Source organism: Shewanella sp. SM101, assembly GCF_025654465.1.
Lineage (GTDB): Bacteria > Pseudomonadota > Gammaproteobacteria > Enterobacterales > Shewanellaceae > Shewanella > Shewanella oncorhynchi.
Map to the genome: position 1 here is coordinate 17,895 of NZ_JAKKRH010000006.1, position 16,976 is coordinate 34,870.

17 protein-coding genes are annotated in these 16,976 nt (G+C 45.2%); 11 read left to right on the forward strand and 6 right to left on the reverse strand.

The features are described from left to right. Positions 1-642 precede the first annotated feature (642 nt). The 5 genes from L5M38_RS04675 to L5M38_RS04695 all read left to right on the forward strand — a co-directional run bounded on the left by L5M38_RS04675 (position 643) and on the right by L5M38_RS04695 (position 4,514). Positions 643-879: a hypothetical protein gene (locus tag L5M38_RS04675; protein ID WP_028759260.1), complete on the forward strand. Its 237-nt coding sequence runs from the start codon at positions 643-645 to the stop codon at positions 877-879. A gap of 362 nt (positions 880-1,241) precedes the next feature. Continuing rightward, entirely contained in the window at positions 1,242-2,105 is an 864-nt protein-coding gene (locus L5M38_RS04680) for a MipA/OmpV family protein (protein ID WP_263168029.1), read from the forward strand. Between the two features lie 5 nt (positions 2,106-2,110). Further along, on the forward strand, positions 2,111-2,521 hold the full coding sequence (locus tag L5M38_RS04685) for a DUF3019 domain-containing protein (protein ID WP_006080572.1): 411 nt from the start codon (positions 2,111-2,113) through the stop codon (positions 2,519-2,521). Next, a complete protein-coding gene (locus tag L5M38_RS04690; RefSeq protein WP_006080570.1) occupies positions 2,521-3,234 on the forward strand; it encodes a response regulator in 714 nt (237 codons plus the stop codon). The genes L5M38_RS04685 and L5M38_RS04690 overlap by 1 nt, the downstream gene beginning before the upstream one ends. A gap of 11 nt (positions 3,235-3,245) precedes the next feature. Beyond that, positions 3,246-4,514, forward strand: a complete 1,269-nt coding sequence (locus L5M38_RS04695; RefSeq protein WP_263168031.1) for an ATP-binding protein — start codon at positions 3,246-3,248, stop codon at positions 4,512-4,514. A 129-nt stretch (positions 4,515-4,643) separates the two neighbouring features. Here L5M38_RS04695 and L5M38_RS04700 read toward each other — a convergent pair whose 3' ends face one another. Beyond that, positions 4,644-4,949, reverse strand: coding sequence for a DUF1289 domain-containing protein (locus L5M38_RS04700; protein WP_263168033.1), 306 nt, complete (start codon positions 4,947-4,949; stop codon positions 4,644-4,646). Positions 4,950-5,126: 177 nt separating this feature from the next. Between L5M38_RS04700 and L5M38_RS04705 the strand changes: the two genes are divergently transcribed. Continuing rightward, positions 5,127-5,663 (forward strand): DUF4136 domain-containing protein, encoded by a 537-nt coding sequence (locus L5M38_RS04705; protein ID WP_263168034.1) that lies wholly within the window; start codon positions 5,127-5,129, stop codon positions 5,661-5,663. Between the two features lie 93 nt (positions 5,664-5,756). On the opposite strand, the gene cysM is transcribed toward L5M38_RS04705, so the two are convergent. Further along, positions 5,757-6,635, reverse strand: coding sequence for a cysteine synthase CysM (gene cysM / locus L5M38_RS04710; RefSeq protein WP_105249981.1), 879 nt, complete (start codon positions 6,633-6,635; stop codon positions 5,757-5,759). Positions 6,636-6,847: 212 nt separating this feature from the next. Between cysM and cysP the strand changes: the two genes are divergently transcribed. The 4 genes from cysP to L5M38_RS04730 all read left to right on the forward strand — a co-directional run bounded on the left by cysP (position 6,848) and on the right by L5M38_RS04730 (position 10,891). Continuing rightward, on the forward strand, positions 6,848-7,855 hold the full coding sequence (cysP, locus tag L5M38_RS04715; protein WP_028759253.1) for a thiosulfate ABC transporter substrate-binding protein CysP: 1,008 nt from the start codon (positions 6,848-6,850) through the stop codon (positions 7,853-7,855). Positions 7,856-8,042: 187 nt separating this feature from the next. Then, positions 8,043-8,888, forward strand: coding sequence for a sulfate/thiosulfate ABC transporter permease CysT (cysT, locus tag L5M38_RS04720; protein WP_105249982.1), 846 nt, complete (start codon positions 8,043-8,045; stop codon positions 8,886-8,888). A 9-nt stretch (positions 8,889-8,897) separates the two neighbouring features. Further along, on the forward strand, positions 8,898-9,764 hold the full coding sequence (cysW, locus tag L5M38_RS04725) for a sulfate ABC transporter permease subunit CysW (protein ID WP_263178456.1): 867 nt from the start codon (positions 8,898-8,900) through the stop codon (positions 9,762-9,764). After that, positions 9,761-10,891, forward strand: a complete 1,131-nt coding sequence (locus L5M38_RS04730; protein ID WP_131523841.1) for a sulfate/molybdate ABC transporter ATP-binding protein — start codon at positions 9,761-9,763, stop codon at positions 10,889-10,891. Before cysW ends, L5M38_RS04730 begins: the two co-directional genes overlap by 4 nt. 612 nt (positions 10,892-11,503) lie before the next feature. Here L5M38_RS04730 and L5M38_RS04735 read toward each other — a convergent pair. From L5M38_RS04735 to L5M38_RS04750, 4 genes are all read right to left on the reverse strand, one after another. Then, a complete protein-coding gene (locus tag L5M38_RS04735; RefSeq protein WP_263141545.1) occupies positions 11,504-12,139 on the reverse strand; it encodes a DUF2625 domain-containing protein in 636 nt (211 codons plus the stop codon). A 135-nt stretch (positions 12,140-12,274) separates the two neighbouring features. Beyond that, complete coding sequence (locus L5M38_RS04740; protein ID WP_263178457.1) at positions 12,275-13,786, reverse strand: AAA family ATPase; 1,512 nt, start codon at positions 13,784-13,786, stop codon at positions 12,275-12,277. Positions 13,787-13,881: 95 nt separating this feature from the next. Continuing rightward, on the reverse strand, positions 13,882-15,027 hold the full coding sequence (locus L5M38_RS04745) for an HlyD family secretion protein (protein ID WP_263178458.1): 1,146 nt from the start codon (positions 15,025-15,027) through the stop codon (positions 13,882-13,884). A 1-nt stretch (position 15,028) separates the two neighbouring features. Then, positions 15,029-15,421 (reverse strand): DUF3302 domain-containing protein, encoded by a 393-nt coding sequence (locus tag L5M38_RS04750; protein ID WP_263178459.1) that lies wholly within the window; start codon positions 15,419-15,421, stop codon positions 15,029-15,031. Positions 15,422-15,702: 281 nt separating this feature from the next. Between L5M38_RS04750 and purT the strand changes: the two genes are divergently transcribed. Continuing rightward, on the forward strand, positions 15,703-16,878 hold the full coding sequence (gene purT / locus L5M38_RS04755) for a formate-dependent phosphoribosylglycinamide formyltransferase (RefSeq protein WP_263178460.1): 1,176 nt from the start codon (positions 15,703-15,705) through the stop codon (positions 16,876-16,878). The last annotated feature ends 98 nt before the right edge of the window (positions 16,879-16,976 follow it).

Sequence of the window (16,976 nt, forward strand, 5' to 3'; positions counted from 1 at the left end):
CATAAAGTTAAAATAATAAACTGTAAAATGAAATTTAAACTAAAAAACACATAAAAATTAATTCTTTTTAATTCAATATTCTAGAAAAAAACGGCCTACAACATGCGTCATATCTCATTTTATATGACTTCTTATAACTACCGCATAATTCAGTTAACAGCGGCGATTAAACCTTCATTAAAAATCGACCATAAACAGTGATAATAATGCACTTTATCGCAAATAAGTCCTTAAAGTGATGTAAGCAGCACTTTTGAAAGAAATCCAAGTTCTACTGTACACACAATTAAGCGCATAAGTTAAGCACATAAGTTTATGTGCAGAGTTTCATCAATTAATTTCAAACACAAGTTCAGAAGAGCCAACTTAGCACGCATGAGTTCAGAGTGGGGGGGGTGAACCTAACTCAAGCAGCAAAAGATGCTGAGAATGAATCAAACTAGAGCAAATAAAGTACACTCAGCCAGCCCATTTACTTGAAGCGAATCAAGGGAAAACAAGGTAAAAAACCTTAATCAAAAAAGGTGAAAATTATTTATATCTAAAACAGAATAGCAGTGATAAATTGCTGATGTTGGCACAGTGGTATTAAGAGAATGCTTCTTAATCTGTGGTTAACAATACATAACTAAAGGAAATAAAATGAATAAGTTATCAGCTGTTTTTACTCTATTGGCATTAGTAAGTTTCACTTCCTTTGCTGACGACTCCTCTTTACCGCCTGCACCAGCAGCAGATCTCGCTCAGCTAAAAGAAGTGTGCCAGCAGATGGCTTCTGAAGATCAAGTCGAAAATGCTGAGCTAAAACAATATGTGCTTGATTGTGTAAACGATCAATTGACAGAAATGGGCTACAAGTCAGTTACTGAGGTCAATTAATCTTCATTCTAATCTCTGTGTTATTACCGCAAAGTAGGTTATTCGGCTTCAGTCTGTGCCATTCACACTTGCGAATGGCATTATTATTTCCAAGCAACACAGCTTTTACATCATAATTAACATCATTTCAGTTACACTCGAAACTTATAAAACACAAAATTTAACATTTACAATTAACCGTACGAAAGCTGCCAAGATAAGCTTTTAGCATGACTATCAACATATTGTGCAATCCATAAATTTATTATTTAATTGATAGCTGTATCATTTTGCATCTGCGTGAATGAAACCACTGTTGAATTGAGCATAAAATGCTAATCTGTTTTCCTGTATTGTTAACCTCAGCCCTTAATCGTTAAATCATGTATCGTATTCTTTTTGTCCTCATTACAAGTTTAAGTATTTTGCCTGCAATCGGAATGGCGAAAGAAGCCTGTGCACCAGAAAATCAATGTATTGAGATGAACAACTGGGATCTAGGCATCGCCATAGGCTGGGGACAAAAAAGCAATCCACTCAGGGATTTTGACGATATTCCATTGTTCTTTATTCCAACAGTGGCCTATTACGGCGAACACTGGTTCTTCGACAATGGTAATTTAGGTTATACCTTAGCCGAGCAAGAAAGCTTTACAATTAACTTAGTAACAAGTTATAGCTTAGATAGAGCCTACTTCTATCAATGGGACCCATCAAATATCTTTTTGAATCGTGGCACTCAAGTTGAAGCCAAAGCCATAAATAGTATGTATTTATCGACTGAGCCCGAGCCTGAGTTTAATTCCTTAGAGACTCGGAACTTCACCTTACTTGGCGGTGCCGAAGCATTCATCTATACGCGGCTCGGTATTATTAGATTGGCGTACACTCATGATATGTTTAATGTTCATCAAGGTTCAGAAGCACAAATAAAATGGACCTATGGCTGGGATTACGATCGTTTCATTTTTGAGTTTGCGCTAGTATTTGATTGGAAGAGCCAAGCCGTAGTGGATTATTATTACAGCGTTAGACCCAGTGAAAACGCCTATTGGAGCGAAAGATATCAAGCAAAATCAGGTTGGGATAAAGGTGCGGAAATGACGGCCCGTTACATATTAACTGACAATTGGGATCTACTGTTGGCAGTTCGTTACACTCTAATTGCCGATGAGATTGCCGCCAGTCCCTTGTTAGACCAAGACTATAGCAGCACCTACTTTATCGGCGCAGCCTATAGGTTCTAACGTTAGTGACACTGCCTCAGTTAAGCTTGCTTTGCTTTCTTGGTCTAAGCCTCGGCTTGATGGGCCCAAGTTCTGCACAAGCTAAAACTCGCGACTCGTCACTTAAACTCACACCTGAAATTTGTATTACCAGTTCAGAAACTCAGGCCTGCGATGTCTATATTGAACTGCAGTGGGAACTCGCCAAAGATGAGCTTATCTGTATTTTGTCCGACAATGCCGCCTATCCCAAATGGTGCAGTGATTCAGTTTCAACCCATACGTTAAGCATGAAAATCCACACTATGACGGATATTCAATTTGTCATGGTGAGTAAAGACAGTAACCAAACTTTGGCTGGTGCCAAACTTAAAATCACTTCTGCATCACAACCTCAGGTTCGCAGACGTTACCGCAACCCTTGGAGTTTATTTTAATGACAAGCCCACAATCGAACCACAGAGTATTATTGGTTGAAGACGACGTTCGCTTAGCAAACTTGATTGTAGATTACCTAAAATCCCATGGTATGCATGTTGAAGTTGAACGCCGTGGCGACACAGTATTAACGCGATTAATCAATTACAAGCCAGATATCATACTGTTAGACATTATGCTGCCGGGCATGGATGGCCTCACCCTGTGTGAGAAACTGCCCGACTATTTTGCCGGCCCAATCCTATTGATGAGCGCACTTGGCTCAAGCGAAGATCAAATCAAAGGACTAGAACTCGGTGCCGATGACTATGTGGTTAAGCCCGTCGATCCTGCCCTGTTAGTGGCGCGGATCAACAACTTACTGCGCCGTCAGAATCAACCACCTCAGGCGGAATCCCACTGTTTGACCTTTGGTAAACTGAGTATCGACCCGCATACCCACGCGATTCGCCTCAATGAAACTGAAATCGATCTCACCAGCCATGAATTCGAGTTGCTGTGGTTACTGGCCTCACAAGCGGGCCAAGTGCTCAGCCGTCAGTATATTTATCAGCTGTTACTCAATATTGATTTCGATGGCAAAGATCGAAAAATTGACGTGCGTATCTCTAGATTACGTAAAAAACTCAACGATAATATCGAGACACCTTTCAGAATTAAAACCGTTTGGGGACAAGGTTACCTCTTTGCGCCTGAAGCCTGGAATAACTAAGCACACATACAGTGAAACGTCTCTTTATCAGTTTATATCTGCTACTCAGTCTCAGCGTGCTTGGGATTGGCTGGACACTCGACAGCCTGTGGCAGAAGAATGTTGATGACAATAATGCCCTCGATGCGCCGTTAGTGGCATTGGCGCAATTATTAGCGGAATTACCTCCCGATGCCCGCCAACGGTATCTGGAGGCGATCCCTGCGAACCCTGTGATGCCACTGCAATTACTCAATGCAGATCAAGTCGCACTGGCAGATAATCAAGCGTTAAGCACAAGCAAGGTGTTCACCACCACGGCCAATGATGATAGCTTGCTGCAATTTATTCGAGTAGACGATCAAGTCTTAATGGCGGGGCCGCTGGACATAGATCCCAGAGCCAACCTTCGCAGCCTGTTCACCCTGTTCTTTTATTTATCACTCGCCCTTGTTGCGCTAATTTGGGTCGGCCCGCTTTCACGGGATTTGAGCATACTGCGTAAGGCCACCAAAGAATTTGGCGAAGCCAAATGGGACACGCGGATTACCCTGTCAAATCGCTCCCAAGTTAAGCCCTTAGCCAATACGTTTAACGAAATGGCGCGACATATCAGCGCCTTGATTGAGAACCAGAAACACCTGTCTAATGCGGTCTCCCATGAGATCCGCACGCCGCTGGCAAGACTCAAATTCGCCCTTGCACTCATGCCCATGTATTGTCAGCCCGATTCGGACGAACAAAAGCGCCAAGACTTTCTCGATGAGATGCAGCTTGATATTAAAGAAATGGAAGACTTACTCCAAGAACTGCTGACATACGCCAGCTTAGAGTCACAGCGAGAAGGTATCCAGTTGGATGAATACGATCTAATTAATCTCATCAATCAAAGCATTAAGCGCCTAGAAACCTTGAGTCCAACGCCTATTACCTTAAAGACAGAAGTCGAAAAACTGCCCTTGTTTGGGGAACCGGCATTAATTGAACGTGCGCTGCAAAATTTACTGACCAACGCCCAACGCTTTGCCCGCACTGAAATTATTATTGAGGTTAAGCAAACGCAGCACAGGGTTAATTTAAGTGTGAGTAACGACGGCGAACCTATCCCCTCGGTGGATTTACCGAAAGTGTTCGAGCCTTTTTATCGCAGCCAATCGGTGCAAAATGGCAATAAAGGGCATGGTTTGGGGCTTGCGATCATCAAACGGATTATGCAGCGACACCAGGGGAATGTCAGCGTCACCAGCGATGAGCAACATACCCGATTTAATTTAATCTGGCCGAAGAAGCGCAAGCTGTAATAGGGATTGGATAGGGATTAAACGGCTGCGGATCTGTTATTCATCTAACGCGCTAATTCTACAAGCTAGTAAAACAAGTCAGTTAAACAAGACTATTTAACTGGCCTATTTAACTTGCAATTCAAAATATTAGTCTAGCTCGAAGCCACCAAAATCGAGATCGGCTTCGGGCTCAGGCTCAAAATTTAACTGCGGATTTAACGCCGCCCTTTCTTGTTCAATTTGTGCTTGCCGTACTTTCATCATCGCCAACTGGCGACGGCGTTTACGTTGAGTGCACAGGCGAATGACATCGTACTTTTGCGCATCTGAAAACGTTAACCAATTGAATCTTTCGTCACGGCTTCGCAGGCAACCATTACAGTAACCGCGCGCATCGGTAACACACACACCGATACAAGGACTCGGGATATCAAAAAAGGCTAACTGTTCCATAACCCGCCGCTATTCCTATCTAAAAATGAACCATACTCAAAACGAGCCTTGCTAAAAACAAAGCGTGTGGAATTGCATTCAAAGCGATTCAAATACAACACACTTATCTAAAGTACTTGCAGAAACAACCTTAATCAAGGCACATTGAACAGAGTTTGTACAACTTGGAGCACTATCATGGGATACCGTCACTTTGCCAGTCTGCTCGTCGCCGTTGCCTTATTAAGCGCTTGTAGCAGTAAACCGAAAAACGATTACGATCTCAATTACGACTTCAGCGCACTACATAGCTTTACCCAGCTAACGCCACAGCCAACGGACGACCCGCTCAGCGCCCAGCGTATTCAAGTAGAAATCAACAACCAGTTGACTCAAAAAGGATTTGTAGAAAATACAGCGTCGCCCGACTTTAACGTCGCCTACGCCCTACTGACCCAAGATAAACCTAAGGATTCAGGGCTATCTATTGGATTAGGTACAGGCACATTCGGCCGTTCAGGTGGGATAGGAATCGGTACTAGTGTTGGGGTACCACTGGGCAGTGATACCGCTAAAATTCAAACTATTCAGATAGATATTGTCGATCCAAAAACCAAAGCGCTCATTTGGCGTGGTAGCGACAGTTATGATTTCGATGCAGGCGGCAATGAGAAAGCCCAAGATACCGCCAAAGCCGTCAGCCGAATTTTGGCGCAGTTCCCACCGAAAAAATGATTATAAAGAGTCAATAAAAATGGGCGAATTCCGCCCATTTTTACTAATGAAGAATGCTTGTCGTCAAATATCTTAGGCGAAAATATCTTGGACTCAGGAAAAAAGCCCTGACGAAAGGTAACGATCGCCCCTATCACAGACAATCGCCACGACCACAGAACCCGGATATTGTTTAGCAATCTCCAGCGCAGCAAACACGGCACCGCCCGAACTGACTCCAGCACAAATCCCTTCCTCTCGCGCTAAGGTTCTCGCCATGGCTTTTGCATCTTGCTCTTCAATATCCATAACTAAATCAACCCAAGAAGCATCAAAAATCCCAGGCAAATATGCCTGCGGCCAACGCCGAATCCCTGGAATAGCACTGCCATCGGCAGGCTGAAGGCCGACGATAGTGATGTCGGGATTACAACTTTTAAGGTATTTAGACACACCCATTATGGTACCTGTCGTCCCCATACTTGACACAAAGTGGGTAATTTTACCTAGACTCTGTTGCCAGATCTCAGGGCCTGTCGTGAGGAAATGGGCATTAGCGTTATCTTGGTTATTAAATTGATCCAGCACCTTACCTTTGCCTTCGCTTTGTAACTGCAGCGCCAAATCCCGCGCAGTCTCCATGTTATCCACTAGCATGAGCTCTGCGCCATAGGCTTGCATCGCATCCTTACGCTCCTGAGTCGAATTATTCGGCATAATCAGGATCATCTTGTATCCTTTGATTGCCGCCGCCATCGCCAGCGCAATCCCAGTATTGCCACTCGTTGCCTCAATAAGCGTATCACCAGGACTTATTTCTTGGCGAAGTTCGGCCTGAATAATCATATTGAGTGCAGGACGATCTTTTACTGAACCCGCGGGGTTATTGCCTTCCAATTTTAACAGTACAGTGGAAGTACCACAGTTAAGCCGCTGCAAGCGAACCAGCGGAGTTTGCCCGATGCAGGCTTCAATTGTCGGAAAGTCAGACACTAGGATTATCCTTTACTTGATAAAAACAACTAAGCGATAGCCTATTCTAAGTCGGTTACCACTGACAAACACGGTGAATACTGCTTATAACATAAAATAAATCGCTCATAGTTATTCAAAAAAGTTCTATTCAACTGGCTTTTTATAAACAATTAATTCTATTACTCTAGGTGCCATAACGCTGACAAAATTGCCAGATTAAGGAGTTAAAAATGTCCGTAAAATTGATAAAGGCCCTGCTAGGAACCCTCATTCTGGGAACCTCACTCAATGTGACTGCCGCAGATCAAACCCTGCTTAATTCCTCTTATGATATCGCACGGGAATTATTCAATGCCTACAACCCCGTTTTTGCCAAACATTGGGAAGAGAAAACAGGTAAAACCGTCGAAATTAAACAATCCCATGCAGGCTCATCTGCACAGGCACGCTCGATTCTGCAGGGATTACCCGCAGATGTGGTAACGTTTAATCAAGTGACTGACGTACAAGTTCTGCACGATCGCGGTAAATTGATCCCAGAAAATTGGCAACAATTACTGCCTAACGCCAGTTCACCTTACTATTCCACCATTGCATTTTTGGTGCGCAAGGGTAACCCAAAGCAAATCAGCGACTGGGGCGATTTAGCGAGAGATGACGTTAAACTAGTCTTTCCTAACCCAAAAACCTCTGGTAATGCTCGCTACACTTATTTAGCCGCATTAGGTTATGCTCAGAAAAACTATGGTAAGGATAATCAGGCTAAACTGGATCAATTCCTGAAAAAATTCCTCGGTAATGTCGCAGTATTTGATACTGGCGGCCGCGGTGCGACCACCTCCTTTGTTGAACGTGGGATCGGTGATGTATTAATTACCTTTGAATCGGAAGTGAACAATATCCGCCAGCAGTATGGTACGGACGATTACCAAGTGGTTGTACCAAAAACCTCGATTCTGGCAGAGTTCCCCGTCGCTGTAGTTGAAAAAAATGCTAAGCGTAACGGTACACAGGAACTCGCAACTGAGTATTTGAATTATCTCTACAGTGAAGAAGCACAACGTCTACTGGCAGGATTCAGCTATCGTGTACACAACGAAAAGGTAAAAGCTGAGTTTGCTAAACAGTTCCCTACCGTTGACCTGCTGACTGTTGAGCAAATCATCGGTGGTTGGGATAATGCCATGAAAACGCAGTTTGCTAACGGTGCAAAACTCGATGAGCTATTAAAGCGCTGATATCGTCCTTAATGTAGTAAGATATCAACATTGAACCCGAGCAAAGTCTCGGGTTTATCGCTAATTGGCATTTATCAATCAGTGTTAGCCGTAAAGATTGCATCCAACAAATGGCTTGAGCCAACAACGAGCGAACCGTATAAATAGTATTGGTTTAACGCAATTAACCTGATCGGGTGATTATTCTGTGATTTTTAATAACGGGCGTTTACGCCATAAGCGGGTTCTTCCCGGTTTTACCATCAGCTTAGGTGTGTCCCTACTCTTTGTCAGCCTAATCCTATTATTGCCGACCACAGGCTTAATTATGCAGACCAGTTCAATGAGCTGGTCCGAATACTGGGGCGTGATTGCCGATCCCAGAGTGGTTGCCAGTTACCGAGTTACCATACTATCGGCGCTCGCGGCATCATTATTTAACTGCCTTTTCGGATTATTACTCGCATGGGTACTCGTGCGTTATGAATTTCCCGGCAAACGCATTTTAGATGCCTTGGTAGATTTACCCTTTGCCTTGCCGACCGCCGTTGCCGGTATCACCTTAGCCACCCTTTATGCGGAAAACGGCCAAATCGGTAGTCTATTAGCAGAATGGGGCATAAAAGTTGCCTACACCCCGCTAGGCATAGTGGTCGCGATGATTTTCACCAGTATTCCCTTTGTGGTTCGTACAGTACAACCCGTTCTCGAAGAGTTATCCCACGAGGAAGAAGAAGCGGGAATGACGCTTGGCGCCTCGGATCGTTCGGTATTCTGGAGGGTTATTTTGCCCTCTCTTTGGCCAGCATTAATGATTGGAACGGCACTGTCTTTTACCCGCAGTCTGGGTGAGTTTGGTGCAGTGATCTTTATCGCTGGCAATATGCCTTATATCAGTGAAATCACTTCGTTAATGATCTTTGTCCGCCTGCAAGAATTTGATTTTGCAGGTGCCAGCGCCATTGCCTCAGTGGTTCTGATGACCTCGTTACTGCTATTACTGCTGATAAATCTCTGGCAGGCGCGTTATCTGCGCCGCATTCATGGACGATAAGGAGCGCATATGAACTCATTTAAACCCTTAAGAGTCGGTGAAGCGCCCCTGATCAAATGGAGCCTTATTACCCTCGCCGTGCTCTTGGGCTTGCTATTGTTGCTATTACCATTGGTGAGTATTTTTCAGCAAGCGTTTGTCGGAGGTTGGGAGCGTTATATTGGGCACCTAACTCAACCGGATTCGCTGCATGCGATTGGTTTAACACTGCTGGTGGCAGCACTCACAGTACCGATCAATTTAGTGTTCGGAATCATGCTGGCCTGGAGCGTGACTCGTTTTGAATTCCCCGGTCGCAAGTTACTGATCACGCTGATTGATATTCCATTTGCTGTCTCCCCTGTCGTCGCAGGTTTGCTCTATTTGCTACTCTATGGCAACAGTGGTTGGCTGGGCGAATGGCTATATGAGCACGATCTGCAGATCATGTTTGCTTGGCCGGGAATACTATTAGTGACCATTTTTGTCACTTGCCCCTTTGTAGCCAGAGAACTGATCCCATTGATGCAACAACAGGGCGCATCGGAAGAAGAAGCTGCAGTGATCCTTGGAGCGTCATGGTGGCAACTTTTTCGCCGCGTGACCCTACCCAACATCAAATGGGCACTGATTTACGGTGTAATCCTCACCAATGCCAGAGCCGTAGGAGAATTTGGTGCCGTTGCTGTCGTGTCTGGCAATATTCGCGGCGAAACCAATACCTTACCTTTACATGTGCAATTATTGTACGAAGATTATCAGGCCGAAGCCGCCTTCGCGAGCGCGTCATTACTGGCCCTGATCGCCCTATTTACCCTAATGCTAAAAGCCGTAGTGGAATGGCGGCAACAACGCAGTTTAACCGCCAATGACAATAAAGAGCAGAGCCAACTATGAGTATTCGTCTTACTAATATTTCCAAGAAATTTGGCCAATTTCAGGCGCTTTCCCCACTTAATCTCGATATTCAAGAAGGGGAAATGATTGGTCTGCTGGGACCATCAGGTTCAGGCAAAACCACACTGCTGCGGATTATTGCCGGTCTTGAAGGAGCCGATAGCGGCCAAATTCAATTCGGCAACCGAGATGTCACCCAAGTGCATGTGCGTGAAAGACGCGTGGGTTTTGTGTTTCAAAACTACGCGCTGTTTCGCCATATGACGGTCGCCGATAACGTCGCTTTTGGACTCGAAGTCATGCCGAAAAAACAAAGGCCTTCGGCGGCAGAAATTCATAAGCGAGTGACACAGCTGCTAGAAACAGTACAACTAGGCCACCTCGCACAGCGCTATCCTGAACAACTCTCGGGTGGACAAAAACAGCGAATTGCATTGGCCCGCGCACTCGCGACCCAACCAGAAGTCTTGCTACTGGATGAACCCTTTGGCGCCTTGGATGCTAAAGTGCGTAAAGAACTACGCCGCTGGCTACGCAGCCTGCATGATGAATTGAAATTCACCAGCGTGTTTGTGACCCACGATCAGGATGAGGCGCTTGAGCTCTCAGATAGAGTGGTAGTGATGAGCAATGGTCATATAGAGCAGATTAATACACCTGCTGAGCTATACTCGCACCCCAATAGTCGCTTTGTGTTTGATTTTCTTGGTAACGTCAATGTCTTTGAAGCCAGTTGGCAACAAAAACGTTGGGAAAATGGTCAAGCATTTTTAACACCTCCAGAACAGCAAACACTGCAGCAAGATGGTGTTCTCTATGTACGCAGTCACGAATTAGCGCTGTCAAATAAGCCCAATAGTCAGGCCAATTTGCCGTTCAATATTGTCGCCATGACCCCCATTGGCGCCGAAGTAAGACTGGAATTAGCCCCACACGGCTGGCATAGCGAAGAACTGTGGGAAGCCAAATTCACCCACCATAATCTGCAGGAACTCGGGTTGCAAAAAGGCAGTGTGGTTTACGCTACCCCAAGAACAGCTTACTTCTTTGGTGCGCAGGGTGAGAGTTCACCGACGCGTCTAAGTTGGCCATTCCTGACTCCGGGCAGTCTCGCCTTTGATATCTAACCTGAGCTCGGGATAAGCAGAGCCGCTGAATAGGCATCTTTTCGGGCCTCTCTGCGTTGCTCTGTCTAACCATAGCTCGCTATGGCGTACGACAGAGCGCCTTGATATGCGCAAAAATCTGCGCATTCAGTCATAAAATAGATTTTTCCCTTCAAACCAATAACTTATATCATTTATTTAATTTGTTAAATTTAGATTTTTCGACACTCATTATCCCGAGTTCAGGTTATCTAATGTCATCATGATAGGAATAAGCAGCATTAGCGGTACCACAGGGAGTGGATACCGCTAAGATTCAAACCATTTAAAGAGATATTGTCACGCCAACACTAAAGCACTCATTAGGCATTGCCGCGACAGCTTTTGGTGATAGCGACAGCTTTGATTTTTGATGTAAGCGGTAACGAGAAAGCCCAAGATACCGCCAAAAACGTCAGCTAGATCTTGGTGCTGTCCCCTCCGAAGAAGTGATTAATCATGGATGGCATATACAGCCCATCCATGTTGAATCAATAGAGCTGATAAGCAGATTTACATCTAACAATCAATATATTAGATGTTTATAACAAATAATTATTGCAGAAGTACTCATAAAATCAGCGGGTAAACGAATTAACTAACCGAGGTTAATAATTCCAATTTCAGCCTATACATTTCATCAACTGACACCACTTTCACGCTGCTTATTTCAATAGAACCTTCTTTTGCCCATAAAAATGGATAAAAGCTCAGGCATTTATCTGTAGCTATCTGTGAATAGGTTTTTTGAAAGCGCTCTTTACCTAAACTCGCATAAAACTCATTGATTCTCTTTGTAGCTGACCATTGAAAAAAATCTGCGAACCCGATTTCTAACCCTTCCCAATGAATTGAGTCTGGCGACCAATAGTATATATTCCCAACATCTGCGCCTAAACCGCCGCCGTTGATAGCAAAAAATCCACCAACTACGTCATTCGCCACTAAAAGATAATGTGCACTTCTATTCCAATCAGTAAGGTTTCTAGACAATCTTTCATGTCCAGAGCCGAAAAAACGAATCCATCCATTGTCGATCAAAATCCCACCGGTTTCGTAGGCAATTGCCCCTAATACCGAACGAGTCGATACCTGAAGTGATTCAAGTACTTCAACCCGATCCTTTGAAGGCGGCAGTATCTCTACACAATGCTCAGCACCAGCAACCATTTCATTGACTACTTTTATGCCAGAGTCTTCGATATCAATCAGTTCATATATACTTTTCAATCTCTTATCCTTGTATCACTAATATCCAGTAAAACGACTCATCATTCATAACAGTACCTTAGGAATCTCGAAAATAACTAAGCCAATATAGCGTTTAAAAATGCTAGTTAGCACTCATGGAACCAAGCAAAAATCTTACTCATGGGCATTCACGGTTCGGCCTGCAGCCCATTGTCGTAGCGCATTGATTTTATCGCTCATGACCACAGATAAAGGCCGTGTCTTACTAAGTTCTTCAAGTAATAACACTTGGTCGACACTGCACTCGACACTTCTTGCGGTATACATGGCAGCAATAACCGCTTGTTCGATTTCGGCGCCGGAAAATCCTTGGCTACGAGCCGATAACAGGGCGAGATCTAAGCTCGCCACATCGATTCCACGGCGCTTACAGTGGATTAAGAAGATGGCTTTGCGTATAGCTTCGTCGGGTAAATCGACAAAAAAGATTTCATCCATCCTGCCCTTTCGCATCAACTCTGGCGGCAGAACTTGAATATCATTAGCGGTAGCCACCACAAACACTTCAGATTTACGCTCCGCCATCCAAGTGAGTAAGGTGCCGAGTATCCGCGTCGATGTTCCCTCATCACTGCTACTCCCGCTTAAGCCTTTTTCAATTTCATCTATCCAAAGCACACAGGGCGACATCATGTCAGCCAGATCCAGTGCATTACGCAGGTTCTTCTCGGTTTCGCCTATGTATTTGTTATATAAGGCTGCCATATCGAGCCTAAGCAAAGGTCGTTGCCAAACGCCCGCAACCGCCTTAGCCGCGAGGCTCTTACCACTGCCCTGAACGCCCAGCAGTAAAATCCCCTTGGGCGCATCGAGCGCTTTGACGTGCTGAACTGGAGTCGGCTGGCCGCCTTGGTCAATGGCGCTGACAGCCACTATGGGCGAGCGCTGCTTGAGCCATTTTTTAAGATTATGTAGTCCTGCGACCTGTGAAAAATCACTGGTGTCGTATTCAAATTGCAGCACACCATTAAGATCGAGTAGCTGAAACTTGGCTTTATTGATAGCGTCGATATCTGACAAGGTAATAGCACCATCATTGACTATGGCTTTGCGTACGAGACGACGGGCATCGTCTAAAGTCACGCCCCGCAGATTATCGGCTAATTTGACCACAGCAGCATCATCGACCTGTAGCGGCGTACCTTGGTGACGAATTTTATCAACTTCAAGATAAATCAGATTTTGCAATTGCACTGTACTTGGCAAAGTTAAGTGAAAATATGCGCAATAACGTTTGATTTCAGGCGGGATTTCAAAGGCGTGGCTCACCAGCACTAAGGTGTGTTGCAGCGTCTCGTACTCAAGGGCGATTTCTTTAAGCAAACGAACATTCTTAGGTGCATCAATCACAAAGGGATGGAAGTCGCACAGCACATAAATTCCCTGCTGCGAGGTTGATTTAATTTGCCCGAGCAGATCTGTGGGTTCGCTATTAAACTTTTGCGCTGCCAAGGGCTTATCGACCCGTGCTAGGCCTTGGGTGATGCTCCATGTAAACACAGGTTGATAGAGCACACTGGCGACCCGCTTAAGCAGCTCAACCACGCGATATTCTTCATAGGTTTCAATCACTACAATTGGCGTATTGGAGCGCAGCACTGAGGTTAAATCGTGAATATCTTGCATGCTTTCAAATTCCTTTTTATTCACCCCAAAATGTGTCACAAAAAAGTCCAGCGAACTGGACTTGATACAACAGACAAAAGTTAACCGATTAAGGGTTAATGTCCATCAAAAAACAAGTAATTCAACCAACCTTGCATCCTCAGCAATACTTTACGCATCACAGCGACATGATGGAAATGTTCAGTATAAATTGCAACCTGCCCAGAAACACCCGCAGGAAATTGCTTACGGATAGCATCATCTTCGATATCAATCAGCACAATAACGCGACCATTTTGAAATAAACGAGCCGATGACTGCAGCGCGCCGCCCATTTGAACTTCACCTTCAGCCATAGCGGGTAATATTTTCGCCACTTTCCCCTTAAAGATTTGTCCTGGAGCGGCATCCAATATCACTTCAGCTTCATCACCTTCCTGCAAACGCATTAACGAGTTTTGCCAGAATGCCCCCGCAAAGTAGCGCTGCTCATCGGGAATAAAGCTCATTACGGGACGTAATGGTAAAGGCACTGCCATCGCTCCCGCACGAAGTGCCATTTGCGTTACCACACCATCTGCAGGTGCCCGCACGACTGTCTGTTCTAAATCGTAGAGTGCACTGGCTAAATCAGCTTGCAAGCCAGCCACTTTGGTATTAACACCATCAATATTAGATTCATAGGCCAGCCTGACACGCAGTTCTTCAGCATTCGCGACGGTCAGTTGTGCCTCTGAGGCTAAGTACAATTGACGCCTATTATCGAGTTCCAGTTCAGTAAAAGGCGAATTCGCGCCCCCTTTCTTGCGACCTAACTCATAACGCTCGAAGGCAGATTTATTACGGTCTTTATCGGCCCTAGCGCGCTCTACATTAGCCTTAGCCGACTCCCACGCCGCGGCGAGTTGTGGCACTTGGAGCTCTGCTTCCATCAAAGCAGCGCGTTTACGTTTAACAACGGCTTCGAAGGGAATAGGATCGAGACGAAATAACACATCCCCTTGTTTAACAGGCATATTAGGCTGCACTTCCACCGAAGTCACTAAGCCTTTTACTGCGGGTGTGATAGGGATAGTGACAAAATATTCACGGGCAAAACGAGAATAAGGATGGTTGTAATTCATCACGAGCAATAAGGCACCAATAATGAACACCCCACCCAGCACTGCGGTGGGAACAGTCCATTTATTCATCGGAATTTTAAAGACTTTAAAGATAGCAATACACACGGCCGCATAGGTGAGTATGAGTAATAAATCCATGTTATACCTCAACTTTGTCTGTTTTTATCGCATCCACAGCAGGCGCTATATTCATGGGAGTTATTTGCTCTAACTGTTCAAGCCGAGTCTGAAGCCCTCTGACTGTCTCGCGCAATAAATTCACATCCTCCTCTAAAACTAATTCTCGCTTCATTACAGTATTGAACCCCCAACCGCGATCTTCACGGTATAAAGTCGCCCAGATCCATAAAAATGGCCAAATTGCATGTAGGGTGAATAGACTCACCCACCCAGCGATATGTAATGCATCTTGCTGGGGATGATTACGCTTTTTGGCTATTTCATAGGGGATATCATGAATGGCAATGACACCATAAAACATAATAATGATGACAAAAAACAAAATACCTAACGCAAAGTAATCTAAGAACATCTGCATCTCCTTGTATTAATAATATGTATTCCATCCCAAAGATTAGTGGATGGTCTCCAAACATGCTACTAACATAACATTAACATTTGAGTTTACTCTCAACCTCAGCCCCAATATTAACCAAAGATATGCTGTTTCGTTTTTGCCCCCAGTGATCCGGGACACACTTGTCAATTTACTCCATGATCCTAAAGCCTGTTCAGGCTAAACTAGCCACATCATTGCGGCATAGAACGCAAGCATAAAACTCATCATCCCTACAATCTCAAAGGTACCCACACATGATAGGCACTCCCTACACTGAGGGCGCACGACGCGCCATGTTGCTCGGCTGCGGTGAACTTGGCAAAGAAGTGGCCATTGAACTGCAACGCTTAGGCGTTGAAGTGATTGGCGTTGACCGTTACGCCAACGCCCCCGCCATGCAAGTCGCGCATCGCTCCCATGTGATCAATATGCTCGATGCCAACGCCCTGCGTGCGGTTATCGAGTTAGAAAAACCGCACTTAGTCATCCCCGAGATTGAAGCCATCGCCACCCAAACCTTAGTGGACATGGAAGCCGAAGGGGTGAATATTATCCCCACAGCTCGGGCAACAAAGCTCACTATGGACAGGGAAGGTATTCGTCGTCTCGCCGCTGAAACCTTAGGTTTACCAACCTCGCCATATTTTTTCTGTGATACCGAAACCGAATTTAATCAAGCGATTAGTGAAATTGGCGTGCCTTGTGTGGTAAAGCCAGTCATGAGCTCCTCGGGCAAAGGCCAAAGCGTTATTCGCGATATCGCCCTAAGCCATAAAGCGTGGCAATACGCCCAAGAAGGCGGACGTGCCGGCGGCGGTCGCGTGATAGTCGAAGGCTTTATTCCCTTCGATTATGAAATCACCCTGTTAACCATCAGCGCAGTCAACGGCATTCATTTTTGTGCGCCCATTGGCCACAGGCAAGAAGATGGCGATTATCGCGAGTCATGGCAGCCACAAGCCATGTCCGATGAAGTGTTAGCAAAATCCCAAGCGATTGCGAGCAAAGTCGTCGAAGCCCTTGGCGGTTATGGACTATTTGGCGTAGAACTGTTTGTTAAAGGCAATGAAGTGTATTTCTCTGAAGTCTCGCCAAGACCCCACGACACAGGCTTAGTCACACTCATCAGCCAAGACTTATCGGAATTTGCCCTGCATGTTAGAGCGATTCTCGGCCTGCCGATTCCCAATATCCATCAGCATGGTCCAAGTGCCTCGGCGGTGATTTTGGCCGAAGGCACCTCAAGCAATATCCGCTATCAAGGGATTGGTGCGGCATTAGAAGCGGTCAATACTCAGCTTAGATTATTCGCCAAACCCGATATTGATGGTCGCCGCCGTTTAGGTGTCGCGCTTGCCCGTGATATCGATATCGACAGCGCAATCAGCAAAGCACTCGATAGCGCCAGTAAAGTGAAAGTCATCTTTTAAGCGGGTTTAACCGTTTAAAATTGGCTTTAAGTACAAGCTACATATCAAAGGGAAATGCGCTTTAATGCCATTTCCCTTTTTCAACACAGAGCCGCACC

Coding starts and splice junctions, on each gene's coding strand:
- L5M38_RS04740 (WP_263178457.1), bottom strand. CDS start 13,786: ATGCAAGATATTCACGATTTAACCTCAGTGCTGCGCTCCAATACGCCA.
- L5M38_RS04680 (WP_263168029.1), top strand. CDS start 1,242: ATGTATCGTATTCTTTTTGTCCTCATTACAAGTTTAAGTATTTTGCCT.
- purT (WP_263178460.1), top strand. CDS start 15,703: ATGATAGGCACTCCCTACACTGAGGGCGCACGACGCGCCATGTTGCTC.
- L5M38_RS04705 (WP_263168034.1), top strand. CDS start 5,127: ATGGGATACCGTCACTTTGCCAGTCTGCTCGTCGCCGTTGCCTTATTA.
- L5M38_RS04750 (WP_263178459.1), bottom strand. CDS start 15,421: ATGTTCTTAGATTACTTTGCGTTAGGTATTTTGTTTTTTGTCATCATT.
- cysW (WP_263178456.1), top strand. CDS start 8,898: ATGAACTCATTTAAACCCTTAAGAGTCGGTGAAGCGCCCCTGATCAAA.
- cysP (WP_028759253.1), top strand. CDS start 6,848: ATGTCCGTAAAATTGATAAAGGCCCTGCTAGGAACCCTCATTCTGGGA.
- L5M38_RS04745 (WP_263178458.1), bottom strand. CDS start 15,027: ATGGATTTATTACTCATACTCACCTATGCGGCCGTGTGTATTGCTATC.
- L5M38_RS04675 (WP_028759260.1), top strand. CDS start 643: ATGAATAAGTTATCAGCTGTTTTTACTCTATTGGCATTAGTAAGTTTC.
- L5M38_RS04690 (WP_006080570.1), top strand. CDS start 2,521: ATGACAAGCCCACAATCGAACCACAGAGTATTATTGGTTGAAGACGAC.
- L5M38_RS04730 (WP_131523841.1), top strand. CDS start 9,761: ATGAGTATTCGTCTTACTAATATTTCCAAGAAATTTGGCCAATTTCAG.
- L5M38_RS04700 (WP_263168033.1), bottom strand. CDS start 4,949: ATGGAACAGTTAGCCTTTTTTGATATCCCGAGTCCTTGTATCGGTGTG.